Source organism: Saccharopolyspora oryzae (assembly GCF_027853915.1).
In the GTDB taxonomy this organism is placed as follows: domain Bacteria; phylum Actinomycetota; class Actinomycetes; order Mycobacteriales; family Pseudonocardiaceae; genus Saccharopolyspora; species Saccharopolyspora oryzae.
The window spans coordinates 12,977-29,326 of sequence record NZ_JAQGLA010000083.1 but is presented as its reverse complement, the minus strand read 5'-3'; the positions used below and the strand labels follow the sequence as shown (position 1 = coordinate 29,326).

At 71.0% G+C, this 16,350-nt stretch carries 15 protein-coding genes; 8 read left to right on the top strand and 7 right to left on the bottom strand.

The features are described from left to right. The first annotated feature begins 195 nt into the window (after positions 1–195). Together OU415_RS31630 and OU415_RS31625 are read left to right on the top strand one after the other, a co-directional pair. Entirely contained in the window at positions 196–1,482 is a 1,287-nt protein-coding gene (locus tag OU415_RS31630) for a M14 family metallopeptidase (protein WP_270953148.1), read from the top strand. A gap of 66 nt (positions 1,483–1,548) precedes the next feature. Next, positions 1,549–2,292, top strand: coding sequence for an SDR family oxidoreductase (locus tag OU415_RS31625; protein WP_270953147.1), 744 nt, complete (start codon positions 1,549–1,551; stop codon positions 2,290–2,292). Here the strand turns inward: OU415_RS31625 and OU415_RS31620 are convergent. The 4 genes from OU415_RS31620 to selD form a co-directional block, all read right to left on the bottom strand. Continuing rightward, complete coding sequence (locus OU415_RS31620) at positions 2,289–3,416, bottom strand: MsnO8 family LLM class oxidoreductase (protein WP_270953146.1); 1,128 nt, start codon at positions 3,414–3,416, stop codon at positions 2,289–2,291. The two genes, OU415_RS31625 and OU415_RS31620, sit on opposite strands and share 4 nt — an antisense overlap. Then, positions 3,416–4,765 carry an NtaA/DmoA family FMN-dependent monooxygenase gene (locus tag OU415_RS31615; protein WP_270953144.1) on the bottom strand — a complete coding sequence of 450 codons (1,350 nt, stop codon included), beginning with the start codon at positions 4,763–4,765 and terminating at the stop codon, positions 3,416–3,418. The genes OU415_RS31620 and OU415_RS31615 overlap by 1 nt, the downstream gene beginning before the upstream one ends. Beyond that, on the bottom strand, positions 4,762–5,919 hold the full coding sequence (locus OU415_RS31610; protein ID WP_270953143.1) for an LLM class flavin-dependent oxidoreductase: 1,158 nt from the start codon (positions 5,917–5,919) through the stop codon (positions 4,762–4,764). Before OU415_RS31610 ends, OU415_RS31615 begins: the two co-directional genes overlap by 4 nt. 235 nt (positions 5,920–6,154) lie before the next feature. Further along, entirely contained in the window at positions 6,155–7,156 is a 1,002-nt protein-coding gene (gene selD, locus OU415_RS31605) for a selenide, water dikinase SelD (protein ID WP_270953142.1), read from the bottom strand. 58 nt (positions 7,157–7,214) lie between these two features. Between selD and OU415_RS31600 the strand changes: the two genes are divergently transcribed. Next, complete coding sequence (locus OU415_RS31600) at positions 7,215–8,012, top strand: alpha/beta fold hydrolase (RefSeq protein WP_270953140.1); 798 nt, start codon at positions 7,215–7,217, stop codon at positions 8,010–8,012. Here the strand turns inward: OU415_RS31600 and OU415_RS31595 are convergent. After that, positions 8,009–8,995, bottom strand: a complete 987-nt coding sequence (locus OU415_RS31595) for a sigma-70 family RNA polymerase sigma factor (RefSeq protein ID WP_408641944.1) — start codon at positions 8,993–8,995, stop codon at positions 8,009–8,011. The genes OU415_RS31600 and OU415_RS31595 overlap by 4 nt on opposite strands. A gap of 118 nt (positions 8,996–9,113) precedes the next feature. After that, positions 9,114–10,046 (bottom strand): siderophore-interacting protein, encoded by a 933-nt coding sequence (locus tag OU415_RS31590; RefSeq protein WP_270953139.1) that lies wholly within the window; start codon positions 10,044–10,046, stop codon positions 9,114–9,116. A gap of 62 nt (positions 10,047–10,108) precedes the next feature. On the opposite strand from OU415_RS31590, the gene OU415_RS31585 reads away from it, so the two are divergent. Continuing rightward, a complete protein-coding gene (locus OU415_RS31585; RefSeq protein WP_270953138.1) occupies positions 10,109–11,107 on the top strand; it encodes an ABC transporter substrate-binding protein in 999 nt (332 codons plus the stop codon). Positions 11,108–11,188: 81 nt separating this feature from the next. Here OU415_RS31585 and tatA read toward each other — a convergent pair whose 3' ends face one another. Further along, entirely contained in the window at positions 11,189–11,392 is a 204-nt protein-coding gene (gene tatA / locus OU415_RS38410; protein WP_408641943.1) for a Sec-independent protein translocase subunit TatA, read from the bottom strand. Positions 11,393–11,576: 184 nt separating this feature from the next. Between tatA and OU415_RS31575 the strand changes: the two genes are divergently transcribed. The 4 genes from OU415_RS31575 to OU415_RS31560 all read left to right on the top strand — a co-directional run bounded on the left by OU415_RS31575 (position 11,577) and on the right by OU415_RS31560 (position 16,258). Continuing rightward, complete coding sequence (locus OU415_RS31575) at positions 11,577–13,094, top strand: LCP family protein (protein WP_270953137.1); 1,518 nt, start codon at positions 11,577–11,579, stop codon at positions 13,092–13,094. A gap of 126 nt (positions 13,095–13,220) precedes the next feature. Then, entirely contained in the window at positions 13,221–14,210 is a 990-nt protein-coding gene (locus OU415_RS31570) for a Bug family tripartite tricarboxylate transporter substrate binding protein (protein ID WP_270953149.1), read from the top strand. Continuing rightward, a complete protein-coding gene (locus OU415_RS31565) occupies positions 14,207–14,746 on the top strand; it encodes a tripartite tricarboxylate transporter TctB family protein (RefSeq protein ID WP_270953136.1) in 540 nt (179 codons plus the stop codon). The genes OU415_RS31570 and OU415_RS31565 overlap by 4 nt, the downstream gene beginning before the upstream one ends. A 3-nt stretch (positions 14,747–14,749) precedes the next feature. After that, positions 14,750–16,258 (top strand): tripartite tricarboxylate transporter permease, encoded by a 1,509-nt coding sequence (locus OU415_RS31560; RefSeq protein ID WP_270953135.1) that lies wholly within the window; start codon positions 14,750–14,752, stop codon positions 16,256–16,258. Positions 16,259–16,350 lie beyond the last annotated feature (92 nt).

Sequence of the window (16,350 nt, the reverse complement as noted above, 5' to 3'; positions counted from 1 at the left end):
GCTGCACGCGCTTGGCAGCGCGCGATTTCGCACCGCAGAGCTGCGTGCTGCTCAGCGGAGCGGTGCGGTTTTACCGGTTTATGCCCGCGCAAGTGGGAACCGGCAGTTGCCGGGAATGCCACTGTCGCTGGTGGTGGGCCGTGCTCGGGTCGACCAGATGCGGATCTCCACGACCGCTGATCGATCGGAGGTCCGATGTTCAGTTCACGGCGCACCGCGGCCACAATCGCGGCCGCGGCCTGCCTCCTGCTGATACCCGCAGCCCAAGCGGGCGTCTCGGCCGCCCCTGACGACCCGGCCGCCACCCCAGCGGCCACCGCCGGCGGCACCGCGGTCTACACCGTGCCGGACACCGACAGCCGCACCAGGACCGAGATCAACCGCATCGGCGCGCAGATCCTGTCCGTCGCCGGGAACTCGGCCACCGTCGAGGCGACCCCCGAACAGGCCGAGGAGCTCCGGGCCGCCGGGTTCGCGCTCCAGAAGCAGCAGGACGCCATCAGCGCGCTCGACCAGCTCAACCTCGGTCGGCAGGCCGGTCCCGGCACCTCCGCCTTCCCGCCGGACGACCAGGGCTACCACGACTTCGACGAGGTCAACCAGGTCCTGGACCAGACCGTCGCCGACCACGGCGACATCGCGGCGAAGTCCAGCGTCGGCAAGTCCTTCGAAGGTCGCGACATCCCGGTGCTGAAGATCAGCGGGAACGCCGGGCAGGACGAGGCCGAGCCCGAGGTGCTGTTCAGCTGCAACCAGCACGCGAGGGAGCACCTGACCACCGAGATGTGCCTGCGCATCATCAACCGGTTCACCGACGGGTACGCCTCCGACCCGGCCATCAAGGAGATCGTCGACAGCCGCGAGATCTGGATCGTGCCGGTCTCCAACCCGGACGGCTCCACCTACGACGTCGAGTCCGGGGAGTACCAGGGCTGGCGGAAGAACCGGCAGGACACCGGCACCGACACCAACCGCAACTGGGACTACCAGTGGGGCTGCTGCGGCGGCTCCAGCGACGACCCGAACGACGAGACCTACCGCGGCAGCGCGCCCTTCTCCTCACCTGAGGCCGGCGAGCTCGCCCGGTTCGTCGACTCCCGCGTGGTCGACGGAGTGCAGCAGATCAAGGCGCACATCGACTTCCACACCTTCTCCGAACTCGTGCTCTGGCCCTACGGCTACACCGATGCCGACACCGCCGAGGGCATGACGCAGGAGGAGTACGACCGGTTCGTGCGGGTCGGCACCGAGATGGCGCAGACCAACGGCTACACCCCGGAGCAGTCCAGCGACCTCTACGTCACCGACGGCAGCGTCAACGACTGGATGTGGGGCAAGCACAAGATCCTCTCCTTCACCTTCGAGATGTACCCCTCCAGCGGCGGCATCGACGGCTTCTACCCGCCCGACGAGGTGATCGAGCGGGAAACCCAGCGCAACGACGCGGCGGTCGACATCCTGCTGCGCGAAGCCGGGGCCTGACCCGCGGGTCGGCGGCCCGCTCAGGTATCAATGAGCGGGCCGTCGACATCCACAACGGGAGGGCAGATGACCGACGAGCGAGTCGCGGTGGTGACCGGTGCCGGATCCGGTGTCGGCCGGGAGATCGCGCGAGCACTGCTCGACGCCGGTTACCGGGTGGCGCTGGCCGGGCGACGCCTCGAACCGCTGCGGGAAACCGCGCAAGGATCACCGGCGGCGCTCGCCGTGCCCACCGACGTCGGCGACCCCGAGTCGGTCGCCGCGCTGTTCGACGGGGTGCGCGAGCAGTGGGGCCGCGTTGACCTGCTGGTCAACAACGCGGGCACCTTCGGCCCCGCCGGATCCGTCGGCGAGCTGCCGCACGAGGACTGGCAGGACGTCGTGCAGATCAACCTGACCGGCTCGTTCCTCTGCGCCCAGCACGCCTTCCGCATCATGAAGGACCAGCAGCCGCAGGGCGGGCGGATCATCAACAACGGGTCGATCTCCGCGCACAGCCCGCGGCCGCGCAGCGTCGCCTACACCGCGACCAAGCACGCCATCACCGGCCTGACCAAGTCGATCTCGCTGGACGGCCGCCCGTACGACATCGCCTGCGGGCAGATCGACATCGGCAACGCCGCCACCGACATGACCGCAGGCATCGCCACCGGGGCAGCGCAGGCCGACGGCACCACCCGTCCCGAGCCGACCTTCGACGCGCGGCACGTCGCCGAAGCCGTGCTGTACATGGCGGGACTGCCGTTGTCGGCGAACGTCCAGTTCCTGACCATCACCGCCACCGCGATGCCGTTCATCGGACGCGGCTAGGCCTCCTGCCACGCCTTGGCCAGCAGCTCGTAGGAGCGCACCCGGTCGAGGTGGGCGTGGGTCATCGTGGTGACCACCAGCTCGTCCGCGCCGGTCGCGTCGCGCAGCGCCGCCAAACCGCGTGCGACGGTTTCCGGTGCGCCCACGAACTGCGTGTCCACCCGGTCGGCGACCAGCGCCCGCTGCTCGTCGGTCCACGCGAACGCGGCTGCCTCCGCCGGGGTGGGGAACGGGATCGCACCCGCCCCGGTGCGGATGCTGTGCACCCAACGCGCGTACGGGGCGGCGAGTTCGCGGGCCGCCTCATCGGTGTCGGCCACCAGCACGTCCGCCGACACCACCACGTACGGGCGCTTCAACCTGGTCGACGCGGTGAAGTCGCGGCGGTAGGCCGACACCGACTCCAGCACGGTGGACGGGTTGACGTGGTAGTTCGCCGCGAACGGCAAGCCCAGCGCGCCTGCCGCGGCGGAGCTCTCCCCGGCGCTGGAGCCCAGGATCCACACGTCCAGGTCCGCGCCCTCGGCGGGATTGGCGGTCAGCGGCTCGCCGCGGTCGTCGCGGGAGCTGCCGGTGAGGTACTGCAGGATCCGGCCGACCTGCGTGCGGTAGTCCAGCTCCTCCGCCGGGCTGCCGACCCTCCGCTGCTGCTCGGCGATGCGGGCGAGGAGCTGCTCGGACTTGGCCAGTCCGCGCGGTTTCGGCGGGATCAGCAGTCCGTCGACGACCTCCGGCCGCGACACCGGTCCCGGTTCGGCGAAGCGCCGGGCGAGGTCCTCGCTCCGGTTCGGGGCGACGCGGCCGAGACCGAGGTCCACCCGGTCCGGGTGCAGCTGGGCGACCGTGCCGAACTGCTCGGCCACCACCAGCGGCGAGTGCTGACCCAGCAGCACCGCCGCCGAACCGACCCGGATCTGATTGGTGGCCCCGGCGATCAGTGCGATCAGCACGGCGGGGGCCGCTGAGGCGACGCCGGGCGTGAGGTGGTGCTCGGCGACCCAATAGCGCTGGTAGCCGAGCTGTTCGGCTCTTCGCGCCAAGTCGATGGTGTTGTGCAGCGCATCCGCGGCGGTGTGCCCCGACGGGATCGGGGCGAGGTCCAGGACCGAGAGCGGGGTGGGCATCAGCGCGACCTCCGATCATTCCGGGGCAGACCGAGGTTGTCGCGCAACGTGCCGCCCGGGTATTCCGCGCGGTACACGCCGCGCTCCTGGAGCAGCGGCACCACGGTGTCCGCGAACTCGTCGAGGCCTCCGGGCGTCAGGTGCGGGACGAGGATGAACCCGTCGCAGGCGTCCTCCTGCACGAACCGGTCCATCTCCGCCGCCACGCTCGACGCGGTGCCGACGAACGACTGGCGCGCCGTCACCTCGATGATCAGCTCCCGGATGGACAACTGCTTGGCCTCGGCCAGTTCGCGCCACTCGCGGGCGGTGGCCACCGGATCGCGGTGCCGGCGCACGCTGGCGCGCCCCTTGGCGATGGTGTTCTCGCCCGGCACCGGGTCGAACGCGGGCAGCGGACCGTCCGGGTCGAGGTCGCTGAGGTCGCGGTTCCACAGCTGCTCCAGGAACCGGATCGCGGTCTGCCCGCTGACCTGCTGGTAGCGGATGTGCGCGGCGCGCTCCTGGGCTTCGGCGCCGGTGTCGCCGAGCACCACGGTCGTCGCCGGGAACACCAGCAGCTCCTCCCGGGACCGCCCGTGCGCGGGCAGCCGGCGCTTGACGTCGGCGTAGAAGTCCTTGCCCGCCTGGAGGGTTCCGTGCCCGGTGAAGATCGCATCGGCGGCGGAGGCGGCGAACTCCCGGCCGGCGTCGGAATCCCCGGCCTGGAAGATCACCGGCCGCCCCTGCGGGCTGCGCGGCACGTTGAACCGGCCGGCGATGTCGAACTGCGCGTCGCGGTGCGCGAACGAACCGGCGCGCGGATCGGTGAGGAAGGTGCCGGTCTCCTTGTCCGCGACGATCTCGTCGCCGCGCCAGGAGTCGAACAGCTCCCACGCGGTGCGCAGGAACTGCTCGGCGCGCTCGTAGCGCTGCTCCTCCGGCAGGAACCCGCCGCGCCGGAAGTTCTGGCCGGTGAAGGCGTCCCACGAGGTCACCACGTTCCAGGCGGACCGCCCGCCGGAGAGGTGGTCGAGGCTGGCGAACTGCCGCGCCACCTCGTAGGGCTCGTTGAACGTCGAGTTGATCGTGCCGGCCAGCCCCAGGTGCTCGGTGACGGCGGCCAGCCCGGCCAGCACGGTGAAGGTGTCGGGGCGGCCCACCACGTCGAGGTCGTAGATCTCGCCGCCCTGCTCCCGCAGCCGCAGTCCCTCGGCCAGGAACAGGAAGTCGAACTTGGCGCGCTCGGCGGTGCGGGCGAGGTGCTCGAACGAGGAGAACTCGATCTGGCTCAACGACCGCGGATCGCTCCACACGGTGGTGTTGTTGACGCCGGGGAAGTGGGCGGCGAGGTGGATCTGCTTGCTCACGGACGTCCTCCAGCTGTGGCGTAACGGCTGGCCGGGCGGGGGAATCCGAGCCGCCCACGCAGCGAATCGTTGTCGTAGGAGGTGCGGAACAGTTCACGTCGTTGCAGCTCCGGGACCAGTTCGCGGGTGATCGCGGTCAGGTCCTCGGGGATCGCCGCAGGGCGCAGCCGGAAGCCGGAAAGCCCTGCCGCGGCCCAGTCCTGCAGCCGGTCGGCGAGTTCGGCGGCGGTGCCGGTGAACACCGGAGCGTCCGATGTGGACTCCGCGCCGTCGAGCTCGTCCAGCTGGGCCTTCCGGTCGGCCGCGTCCGGTCCGAGGAACACCACGAGGTCGCCGAACACGTGCAGCCGGTCCTGCACCCGGCCGGCCGCGGCCTGTTCGGCGCGGATGCGGGACTCGACGAGCGCAGCGTGCTCGGCGTCGTGGGGAGTGGTGAACACGACGTCGGCCGCGCGGGCGGCGAAGCGGTGCCCGGCCGCGTCGGTCGCCAGCGCGGTGACCAGCGGCTGGCCCTGCGGAGGTCGGGGAGTGATCGACGGTCCCTTGACGTCGAACCACTTCCCGGTGAAGTCGATGTAGTGCAGCTTGTTGCGGTCGATGAACCGGCCGGTGGCCACGTCCCGGATCTCCGCGCCGTCCTCCCAGCTGTCCCACAACCGGCGCACCACCTCGACGTAGTCGGCGGCCTCGTCGAACAGCTCGGCGGCGCGCACCTCGCGGCGGCCGAAGTGCGCGGATTCGCTGCGCAGCGCGGACACCTTCGGCTGCCAGCCCGCCCGTCCGGTGCTGATGTAGTCGAGGCTGGCGACGGCTTTGGAGATGTGGAACGGCTCGGTGTGGGTGACCACGGCGCTGGGCACCAGGCCGATCCGCTCGGTCCGGGGCGCCACGCGGGCGGCGATCAGTCCCGCGTCGAGCCGTCCGCGCACCTGGTCGGTGCGGTCATCGGGACCGTCGTCGCGGCTGGATTGCGGACCGAGGGCGTCTTCGAAGGTGATGAAGTCGAGCAGTCCGCGCTCGGCCTCCTGCGCGAGATCGACCCAGTACCCGGCGGTGAACAGCTCGGCGGGGCGGGCTTGCGGTCGCCGCCAGGCAGCGGGGTGCCAGCCCGCTCCGTCGAGCGCTACCGCGAGGTGCAATTCGGGAGGTGCCATGTGCAGGTCGTCCTTCCTGCGGGCGTGAACCACCACGGACACAATTCGTCCACAGTGGATGAAAGAGGGGAGGTGCGCGGCGTCAGCGCCGCGGACAGGCGGCGGAGATGATCCGGAGGAGATCCACGTGGTCCCGGGTGACCAGCTGAACCGGCTGCGCCATACCTGCCACGCTAGAATCGAATTCGGCGGAGCGTCAACGAAACCCCGTTGCCGCCCACGATGTGGGCGCGCCTCACCGCAGTGCGATGACGGCACTTCCAGCGGGCAGCACCCGGCCGATCACGGGAGCACCGGGCACCTCACCGGCCACCAGCAGCCCGCCGGAGGTCTGCGCGTCGGCGAGCAGCAGCTGGTCCTCGTCGGAGGCCGTGCCGACGTCGAGGTGCGGCCGGACCCAGTCCAGGTTCCGCCGCGTCCCGCCGCTGACGAAACCGGCGCGCACCGCATCCCGTGCGCCGTCGAGGTAGGGCACGGCAGCGACGTCGATCTCCGCGGAAGCACCTGAAGCGCGCATCATCTTGAACAGGTGCCCGAGCAGCCCGAACCCGGTGACGTCGGTGGCGCACACCGCGCCCGCCCGCAGCGCCGCGGCGGCCGCGTCCCGGTTGAGCGTCGTCATCGCTTCGACGGCCTGCGGGAAGCGTTGCCCGGTGCGCTTGTGGCGGGTGTTGAGCACGCCGATGCCCAGCGGTTTGGTCAGCGACAGCGGCCGGCCGGGACGCGCGGTGTCGTTGCGCAGCAACCGGTCCGGATCGACCAGCCCGGTCACCGCCAAGCCGTACTTCGGTTCGGGATCGTCGATGCTGTGCCCACCTCCGATGTGGCACCCGGCCTCCGCCGCGACCTCGCAGCCGCCGCGCAGCACCTCCGCGGCCAGCTCGAACGGCAGGACTTCGCGGGGCCAGCCGAGCAGGTTCACCGCGACGATCGGCGTGCCGCCCATCGCGTACACATCAGACATCGCGTTGGCCGCCGCGATGCGCCCCCAGTCGCGCGGATCGTCCACGACCGGGGTGAAGAAGTCAGTGGTGGCCACGACCCCGGGTCCGCCGTTCGCGCGCACCACTGCGGCGTCATCACCGGTGGCGAGACCGACCAGAAGTTGCGCACCGGGGTTGGGGACATCGGTCACCACCCCGCCCAGCACCGCTTCCAGCTCGCCCGGCGGGATCTTGCACGCGCACCCGCCGCCGTGCGCGTACTGGGTCAGGCGAATCGGCTCCGAGCCGGTCATACCGGGCATTAGAGCACCGGTGGCGGGTGAGCACAGCGGAGGCGCCTCGCACCATAGGATGACGAGCGTGCCGTTCGTGAAGAGTGCCGACCAAGCCGAGATCTACTACGAAGCGCACGGCAGCGGGGAACCGCTGGTGCTGCTCAGCGGGCAGGCCAACACCCACCACTGGTGGGACCGCGTGCGCGCCGACTTCGAGGCCGAGCACCAGGTGATCGTGCTGGACTACCTGGGCACGGGGGAGAGCGACAAGCCCGCCGACGCCGAGTACAGCGTCCGCCGCTTCGCCACCGACGTGATCAGCGTCCTCGACGAGCTCGGCATCGCCCGCGCGCACGTCTACGGCACCTCGATGGGCGGGAAGGTCGCCCAGTGGCTGGCGATCGACTACCCGGACCGCGTCGGTGCGCTGGCCCTCGGCTGCACCTCGGTCGGCGGCGTGCACGGGCTGAAAGCCGCCCCGGAGATCACCCGCGCACTGGCCCAGCCGTCGGTCGAAGCCGCCCGAGAGGCCCTGATCGACCTGATGTACAGCCCGGAGTGGGTGCGCGAGCACCCCGGCCCGTACGGGACCCTCGGCGGCCGGATGCCCAGCCACGCCCGCCGCGCGCACCTGCGCGCCAGCAACGGCCACGACAGCTGGGCGGTGCTGGACCAGGTCACGGCGCCGACGCTGGTCCTGCACGGCACCGACGACCGGTTCAGCCCGGTCGACAACGCGGTGATCCTCGCCAACCGCATCCCCGGCGCCGAAGTGCACTACCTGGAAGGGGCCAGGCACGCCTACTTCGAGGAGCAGCGCGAGGAAGCCTCCGGCGCGGTGCTGGACTTCCTCGCGGCGCACCCGATCGACTAGTCGCGCGGTTCCGGGTAGGTCTCGGGCAGGCCGAAGGCGGGGAACACACTGACGTCGAAGAACGCGACCGCGTGCCGGACCGCGTCGCCGTCGAGTTCCAGGACCTGCAGGTGGAACGGCCGGAACACGTCGTCGGGCCCGCGCATGTAGACGCCGAACGCCACCTGGCCGTTGGCCCGGGCCGGCAGCAACCGCAGGTCGTCGGACTTGGCCGGGCAGTGGAGGTCGACGAGCCGGCCGATCTGCTCGGCGCCGCGCACCCAGGTGGTGAACGGCGGCATCTCCCAGATCGCCTCAGCGGTGAACAGCTGCACGATGGCGGAGATGTCCTTGGCCTCGAACGCGGTCACGTAGCGGTCCAGCAGCTGCCGCTGCTCCGCGGTCAGCGGCTCGGGCCTGTCGTCCTGCGAGGGCTTGACCTCGGCGAGCTGCGCGCGGGCGCGCTGCAGGATGCTGTTGACCGCCGCCGTGCTGACGCCCATCGCCTCGGCGACCTCGGCGGCCTTCCACTTGAGCACGTCGCGCAGCACCAGCACCGCGCGCTGCCGGGCGGGCAGGTGCTGGAGGGCGGCGATGAACGCCAGCCGGGTGCTCTCCCGGGTGCTGACGATGGTGGCCGGATCGGTCGGGTCCTCGGCGATCGCCGAGTCCGGGATCGGCTCCAGCCAGGTGATCTCGGGCCGCTCCACCAGCTCGTCGCGGGGGATCTCGCTCGGGCCGCCGAGCCCGGTCGGCAGCGGGCGGCGCTTGCGGTTCTCCAACGCGGTCAGGCAGGCGGTCGTGGCGATCTTGTACAGCCAGGTGCGCAGCGACGAGCGGCCTTCGAACCGGTCGTAGGCCCGCCACGCGCGAAGGTAGGTCTCCTGCACCAGGTCTTCGGCGTCGTGGAGCGACCCGAGCATCCGGTAGCAGTGCGCGAGCAGCTCGCGCCGGTACGGATCCGCCGCGGTGGTGAAGTCCTCGACGGCCATGGTGGCGCTCATGGCGGCCCCCTTTCGGCTGCTCTTGCTGCGACTCTAGGACGGCGCCGGATGCGTTGGCGAGACCGGCACGGTCGCTGGAACAGTAAACGGGGGCACCGACAGCAATGGCCGGAACGCCTCAGCTGCGGCCCTCGCGCCAGTAGCCCATGAAGGCCACGGACTGCTTCGGGATGCCGTAGTCGCTGACCAGCATCCGGCGCAGTCGCTTGATCACGCCCGCCTCGCCGGCCAGCCAGCCGTAGAGGCGGCTCGGCGCGGTGTCCTCAGCGGGGACTTCCCAGAGCGCCTCGGTGTCCACGTCGATGTCGTCCAGCTCGGCGGAGCCGGGGGAGCACCGCGGCTGCAGCTCGGCGAGCGCCGCGGCGACGCCTTCCTCCAGCAGCTTGCCGTGTGGGGCGCCGGTGCAGCGGGCGAACCACCGCACGTCGACCCCGGCGGGAACCGCCCAGTCCTGGCGGTCCATCTCCTCGGGAACTTCGAGGCAGACGACACCGCGGGCGCACCGGGGCAGGTTCTCGACGATCGCGGCGACCGCGGGCACTGCCGTCTCGTCACCGGCCAGGACCAGGTGGCTGGCCGACTCCGGCGGCGCCCACTCGCAGCCCCACGGGCGCCCGCAGCCGGGGCGGTCCGGGCCGAGCAGCCCGATCTGCTGGCCGGGGCGGGCGGTGGCGGCCCAGTTGGAGGCGGGGCCGCCGTGCCCGTCGGTGGTGCCGTGCAGCACGAAGTCGACGTCGAGCTCGGCGGGGCCGGAGGGGGAGGGGCGGAAGGCGCGGACCGTGTAGGTGCGCAGCGTCGGGCGGATCTCGTCGGGCTGCGCCAGCCACCGCTGGTACCAGTCCGGGCCGTCCGGGAAGTCCGCGACCGTGCGGCCGGGCTGCGGCAGGACCAGCTTGATCCGCTGGTCGTCACCGCCGGCGCCGAAACCGCGCAGGCATTCGGCGCTGAAGGTGATCCGGACGAAGCTGGGGCCGAGCCGCTGGACCCGCGTCACGTCGACGGGGAACAGCCGGTAGTCCGGCCGGAGCTGCGCGGTCTGCGTACCTGCCATCCGAAAACCTCCCGAGATCAGCTGCTAGGTTAGCCTAGCCTTACAGATTTCGGGAGGTTGGTGTGCGTCACAAGATTCGGGCCGGGGCCGCGTTAGCGCTGGCAGCGGGCGTCTTGGCAGGGTGCGGCTCGAACGCGCCGGAAGGGCAGGGGGGAGGTGCGTGGTCCTACACCGATGACCGCGGGACCGTCGTCAACGTCGACCACCGCCCGGAGCGGATCATCGCGCAGGTCTCCGCGGCCGGTGCGCTGAACGACTTCGGCGTGCCGGTCGCAGGCACGTTCGGTCCGCTGGTGCGCGAGGACGGCTCGACCGAGCCGGAGGCGGGCAGCGTCGACCCGAGCAAGGTCACCGACGTCACCGGTGCCGGCTACGGCGAGGTGAACCTGGAGCGCTTGGCCTCGCTGAAGCCCGACCTGCTGGTCAGCGGCAAGTACGCGGAGTACCCCGGCCTGTGGCACCTGGTGCAGGACCAGGAGGACGCGGTCAAGAAGGTCGTGCCGACCCTCGGCGTCCAGCAGTCCGGCATCGCGCTGCCCGAGGCGATCGGCAAGTACAAGGAGCTGGCCCGCGCGCTCGGCGCCGACGTCGACTCGGCGAAGGTGAAGGCCGACGAGGAGGCGTTCAACGCCGCCTCCCAGCGCCTGCGCGACATCGGGGCGCGGATGCGCGCCGAGAACAAGACGATCCTGGCCGTCGGCGGCACCAAGGAGGAGTACTTCGTGGTGGTTCCCGAGCGGAACCCCGACCTCGACTACTACGTCAAGGAGCTCGGCCTGCCGATCACCACGCCGAAGAACCCCGACGTCGCGGGCGGCGGCTACTTCGAGCGGCTGTCCTGGGAGAACGCCAACGCCTACCCCGGCGACATCCTGCTCTGGGACGCCCGGTCGGCGTCGATGAAGCCGGAGGAGATGAAGGCGAACCCGGTCTTCGCCGCGCACCCGGCCGCCGCCGCGAACCGCTTCGCCGAGTGGGACGCGGTCGCGCCGATGAGCTACGCCAGCTACGCGAAGATCATGAACAAGCTCGCCGACCAGCTGGAGGCGAACCTGCGCTGAGGGGAGTCAGCGCGGAGCGAGGAGCTCCCCCGTCGGCTTCGGTCGGCAGGGGAGCTCTTCCGTTGACCGATCTGCTCGCGGTCAGTTCTTGGGGTCGTCGTTCGGCTTGTCGACGGCCGACGGCTTGGCCGCTTCCTCGTCGGCCTTCATGCCGCGCGCCTCGGCCTTGAGCACGCGCGCCGACTGGCCGAGCGAGCGGGCCATCTGGGGCAGCTTCGCCGAACCGAACAGCAGCACGACCGCGGCGATCACGATCAGCCAGTGCCAGGCACTGAGCGAACCCATGGGTAACTCCTCGCTGTCCGACCACCTGGAATCCAGCTCAGGCGGCCTCCGGTTGCGCCTTCCGCGAGTCTACCCACGTCCGGGTGGTGCTCATGCTTCGGTCGCCCCCGGAAAAACCTTGGGTAGCCTCGGCGACGGCCGTCCCGCGGTGGCTCGGCCGCTCGACTGGGTGAGGAGAGATCCGGTGACCGGTGGTGACCGATCTGGTTTCGGCCACGACGACCGCACGATGCCGATCGCTCGGGTGCGCTCGGCGCCCGCTCGGCGTCGGTGGTGGGCCGGCGCTCGTGTCGCGGTCGCGCTGGCGTCGACCGTGGTGTTCGTGTTCAGCGGCTACTTGTGGAGCACGTTCGGCCGCCTGCAGGGCGGCTTGTCGACCAGCGACGTGACCTCGGGTGCGGGCCAGGACGGCGCGGTGGACATCCTGCTGGTCGGGCTGGACGGGCGCACGGACGCGCAGGGCAACGCGCTGCCGGAGGAGATGCTGCGCGAGCTGCGGACCGGCGACAGCGGTTCCAGCCTGACCGACACGCTGATCCTGCTGCACATCCCGCAGGACCGCTCCCGCGCGGTCGCGTACTCGCTGCCCCGCGACTCCTACGTCTCGATCCCGGACGGCCACGGCGAGCACAAGATCAACTCCGCGTACGGGCGGGGCAAGGCCGACGCGCGCACCGCGCTGCAGGCCGAGGGCGTGACCGACCCCGCCGAGCTGGAGCGCCGGTCCAACGACGCGGGCCGAAAGCTGCTGGTGCGCACCGTCGAACAGCTCACCGGCGTCAACGTCGACCACTACGCCGAGGTCAACCTGCTCGGCTTCTACCAGCTCACGCAGGCGATCGGCGGCGTCGAGGTGTGCCTGAACAACGCCGTGGACGACCCGTTCTCCGGTGCTCACTTCCCGGCCGGGCACCAGACGATCTCCGGGGGCGACGCGCTGGCCTTCGTCCGGCAGCGGCACGGCCTGCCGCGCGGCGACCTGGACCGGGTGCAGCGGCAGCAGGCGTTCATGGCCGGACTCGCGCGGTCGGTGCTGTCCACCGGGACCCTGGCCAACCCGGCCAAGCTGAACGGCATGTTCGACTCGGTGCAGCAGGCCGTGGTGCTCGACCAGGGGCTGGACGTGCTCTCCTTCGCCGGGCAGCTGCAGGGCCTGGCCGGCGGCAACATCAGCTTCGACACCATCCCGGTCGAGGACCCCGAGTACGACACCCCGCACGACGGGATGGCGGTCAAGGTCAACCCGCGCAAGGTGCAGCTGATGATCCAGCGGGTCAACGAGGGGCTGCCCGCCGAGCCGCCGCGGCCCGGCGGTCTGGACACCAGCGTGGTGGACGTGCACAACGGTGCGGGCGTCACCGGACTGGCCTCCCGCGTCCAGGACGAGCTCGACTCCGAGGGCATCCCGGTCGGCAACGTGGGCAACAGCGCCGGAACCGCCACCTCGCGTGTGCTGTTCACGCCAGGCAACGACGAGGCCGCCCGCTTCGTCGCCGAACACCTCGGCGGCCTGCCCATCGAAGCCGACCCGTCGTTGAGCGGCGGGCGCATCAGCGTCGTCCTCGGCCACGACTACCACGGGCCCGGCGCCCAGCACCTCGCCGCCGGACCGCGGCTGCAGCTGGACGGCCCTGCCCGGCAGGCGCCCGCGCCGCAGGGCGAGAACACCATCACCGCCGACGGGATCCCCTGCGTGAACTGAGCGGGGTTGCGGTTACAGAACTTCCGGAAGTTCCGATAGGTCCGCAACCGAGACGGCGCGCGCCGCGCGGGGGATGATCACCCACCAACCCGGTCGATGCGAGATCGGGGTCACAGTGAGGTGATGATGCGCAAGGTGAAAGTGGCGCTGGCAGTGCTGGGGGCAGCACTGCTGGTGTTCCTGGTGCCGCCCTTGGCGGGCACCGGGCGGGACGACGCAGCAGGGGCCCAGATCCGCGGCATGCGGGTCATGGTGCCCAACACCCCCGGCGGTGGCTACGACATCACGGCGCGGACCGCGGTGAAGGCCATCGAGGACACCGGGCTGAACGGACCGACCGAGGTCTTCAACCTGCCCGGCGCCGGCGGCACCGTCGGACTGGGCCGGCTGGTCAACGAAGCGGGCAACGGCGCGCTGGTGATGTCGATGGGTCTCGGCGTGGTGGGGTCGGTGTACACCAACCACTCGCCGGTGTCGCTGCAGGACACCACGGCGATCGCGAAGCTGACCGAGGAATCCGACGTCATCGTGGTGGCCAAGGGCTCGCCGTACCGCAACATCGGCGAGCTGCTCCAGGCCTGGAAGGCCGACCCGGGTGCGGTCCCGGTCGGCGGCGGTTCGTCCCCGGGCGGACCGGACCACCTGGCGCCGATGCTGACCGCGCGGGCGATCGGCCTGCCGGCCAAGGACGTCAACTACGTGCCCTTCGACGGCGGCGGTGAGCTGATGGCCTCGGTGCTGGGCAGCAAGGTCGCCTTCGGCGTGTCCGGGATCGGTGAGACCCGCGACCAGATCGCCGCGGGCGAGCTGCGGGCGCTGGCGGTGACCGGCCCCGAACGCGTGCCGGGCATCGACGCGCCGACCCTGAAGGAGTCCGGTGTGGACGTCACCTTCACCAACTGGCGCGGCATCGTCGCACCGCCGGGCATCACCGACAAGGAGCGCGAGCGGTTGATCGGGCTGTTCACCCGGCTGCACGACTCCGAGCAGTGGCGCGAGGCGATGCGGCTCAACGGGTGGTCGGACGCCTTCCAGACCGGTGACGAGTTCGGCGCCTTCCTGAAGGCGGAGAACGACCGGGTGGCGTCGGTCCTCAAGGAACTGGGGGCCGCATGAGTTCCACTGTGGACACCAAGGGCGCGGAGGCCGGGTCCCCGCGCCAGAGCTGGTGGAAGTCGCACTCCGAGCTGGGCCTGTGCGCCCTGCTGCTCGTGGTCGGCGTGCTGGTGCTGGTCGATGCGATCAACATCCCGACCGACTTCGCGCAGCGCGGCCCGGTGGGGCCGAAGGCGGTGCCGGTCGTGGTCGGCACGCTGCTCCTGCTGGTCGCGCTGCTGCTGGTCCGCGACGTGCTGCGCGGCGGCCGCGGTGAGGCCGAAGGCGGCGAGGACGTCGACCTGGACGCGCCGACCGACTGGCGCACGCTGCTGATGTTGTCCGGGTTCTTCCTGCTCAACGCCGCGCTGGTGAACGTGATCGGTTTCCCGGCGTCATCGGCGATCCTGTTCTGGGGCGCGGCCTACTCGCTGGGCAGCCGCAACTTCGTGCGCGATCCGCTGATCGCCGCGGGCATCGCGGTGGTCACCTGGTTGGCGTTCAACAACCTGCTCGGCGTCCCGTTGCCCGGCGGCCCGCTGATGGGGGTGCTGTAACCGATGGATCTGTCCAACCTCCTAGCGGGTTTTGGCACCGCGCTGACCCCGGAACACCTGCTGTTCGCCGCGATCGGCGTGCTTCTCGGCACCGCCGTGGGCGTGCTGCCGGGCATCGGCCCGGCGATGGCGGTGGCGCTGCTGCTGCCGGTGACCTACGCGCTGGACCCCACCGGTGCGTTCATCATGTTCGCCGGCATCTACTTCGGCGGTATGTTCGGCGGCTCGACCACCTCGATCCTGCTCAACACCCCCGGTGAGAGCGCGGCGGTGGTGGTGGCCATCGAAGGCAACAAGATGGCCAAGAGCGGACGCGGGGCGCAAGCCCTGGCCGCGGCGGCGATCGGCCACTTCATCGGTGGTCTGATCGGCCTGGTCCTGCTGGTGCTGCTGGCACCGGTCATCGCGGGCTACGCGGTCAACATCGGCGCCCCGGACTACTTCGCGTTCATGGTGCTGGCCTTCGCCGCGACCTCCACGGTGCTGGGCAGCTCGCGGATCCGCGGGTTCGCCTCGCTGCTGATCGGCCTGACCATCGGACTGGTCGGCCTGGACCAGATGAGCGGCCAGGCCAGGTTGACCTTCGGTGCGCTCCAGCTGGCCGACGGCATCGACGTGGTGATCGTGGCGGTCGGCCTGTTCGCCGTCGGCGAGTCGCTGTGGGTCGCCGCGCACCTGCGCCACACCCAGGAGAAGCCGATCCCGGTCGGTCGCCCCTGGCTGGGCAAGGCGGACCTGCGGCGCGCCTGGAAGCCGTGGCTGCGCGGACCGCTGATCGGTTTCCCGTTCGGTGCGATCCCCGCCGGTGGCGCGGAAGTCCCGACGTTCCTGTCCTACACCGTGGAGAAGCAGCTCTCGCGCAAGACCGGTGCTTGGGGCAAGGGGGCGATCGAGGGCGTCGCCGGACCGGAGGCGACCGCGACGTCGAGCGCCGCGGGCACCATGGTCACGATGCTCACCCTGGGCCTGCCGACCACCTCGGTGGCCGCGGTCATGCTGGCGGCGTTCCAGCAGTACGGCATCCAGCCCGGACCGCTGCTGTTCCAGCGCGAGGCGGACCTGGTGTGGACGCTGATCGCGAGCATGTTCGTGGGCCTGGTGCTGCTGCTGGTCATCAACCTGCCGCTGGCCCCGGTGTGGGCGAAGCTGCTGCAGGTCCCGCGCCCGTACCTGTACGCGGGGATCCTGCTGTTCGCCAGCGTCGGCGCTTACGCGGTCGGCGGCAACGCGCTGGACCTGGTGCTGCTGTTCATCATCGGGGCGATCGGGTTCGCGATGCGCCGCTACGGGCTGCCGGTGCTGCCGGCCATCATCGGCGTCATCCTCGGCCCGGCCGCGGAGCTGCAGATGCGCCGAGCGCTGCAGATCAGCGACGGATCCCTGACGGGCCTGGTGAACTCGCCGATCGCGATCACCATCTACTTGATCATCGCGGTCCTGCTGACCTGGCCCCTGTGGAGCAAGTTCGTCAACCGCTCGAAGAGCAACACCGAGGAGACCATCGACGCCTGACATCGAAGTCCGAGGGGCGGGGGCGGGTCGCCGCGACCCCCCCCCGCCCCTCGGGTGTTCCTGGGGTGCACGCAGCGTGCGTTAACGTGGAC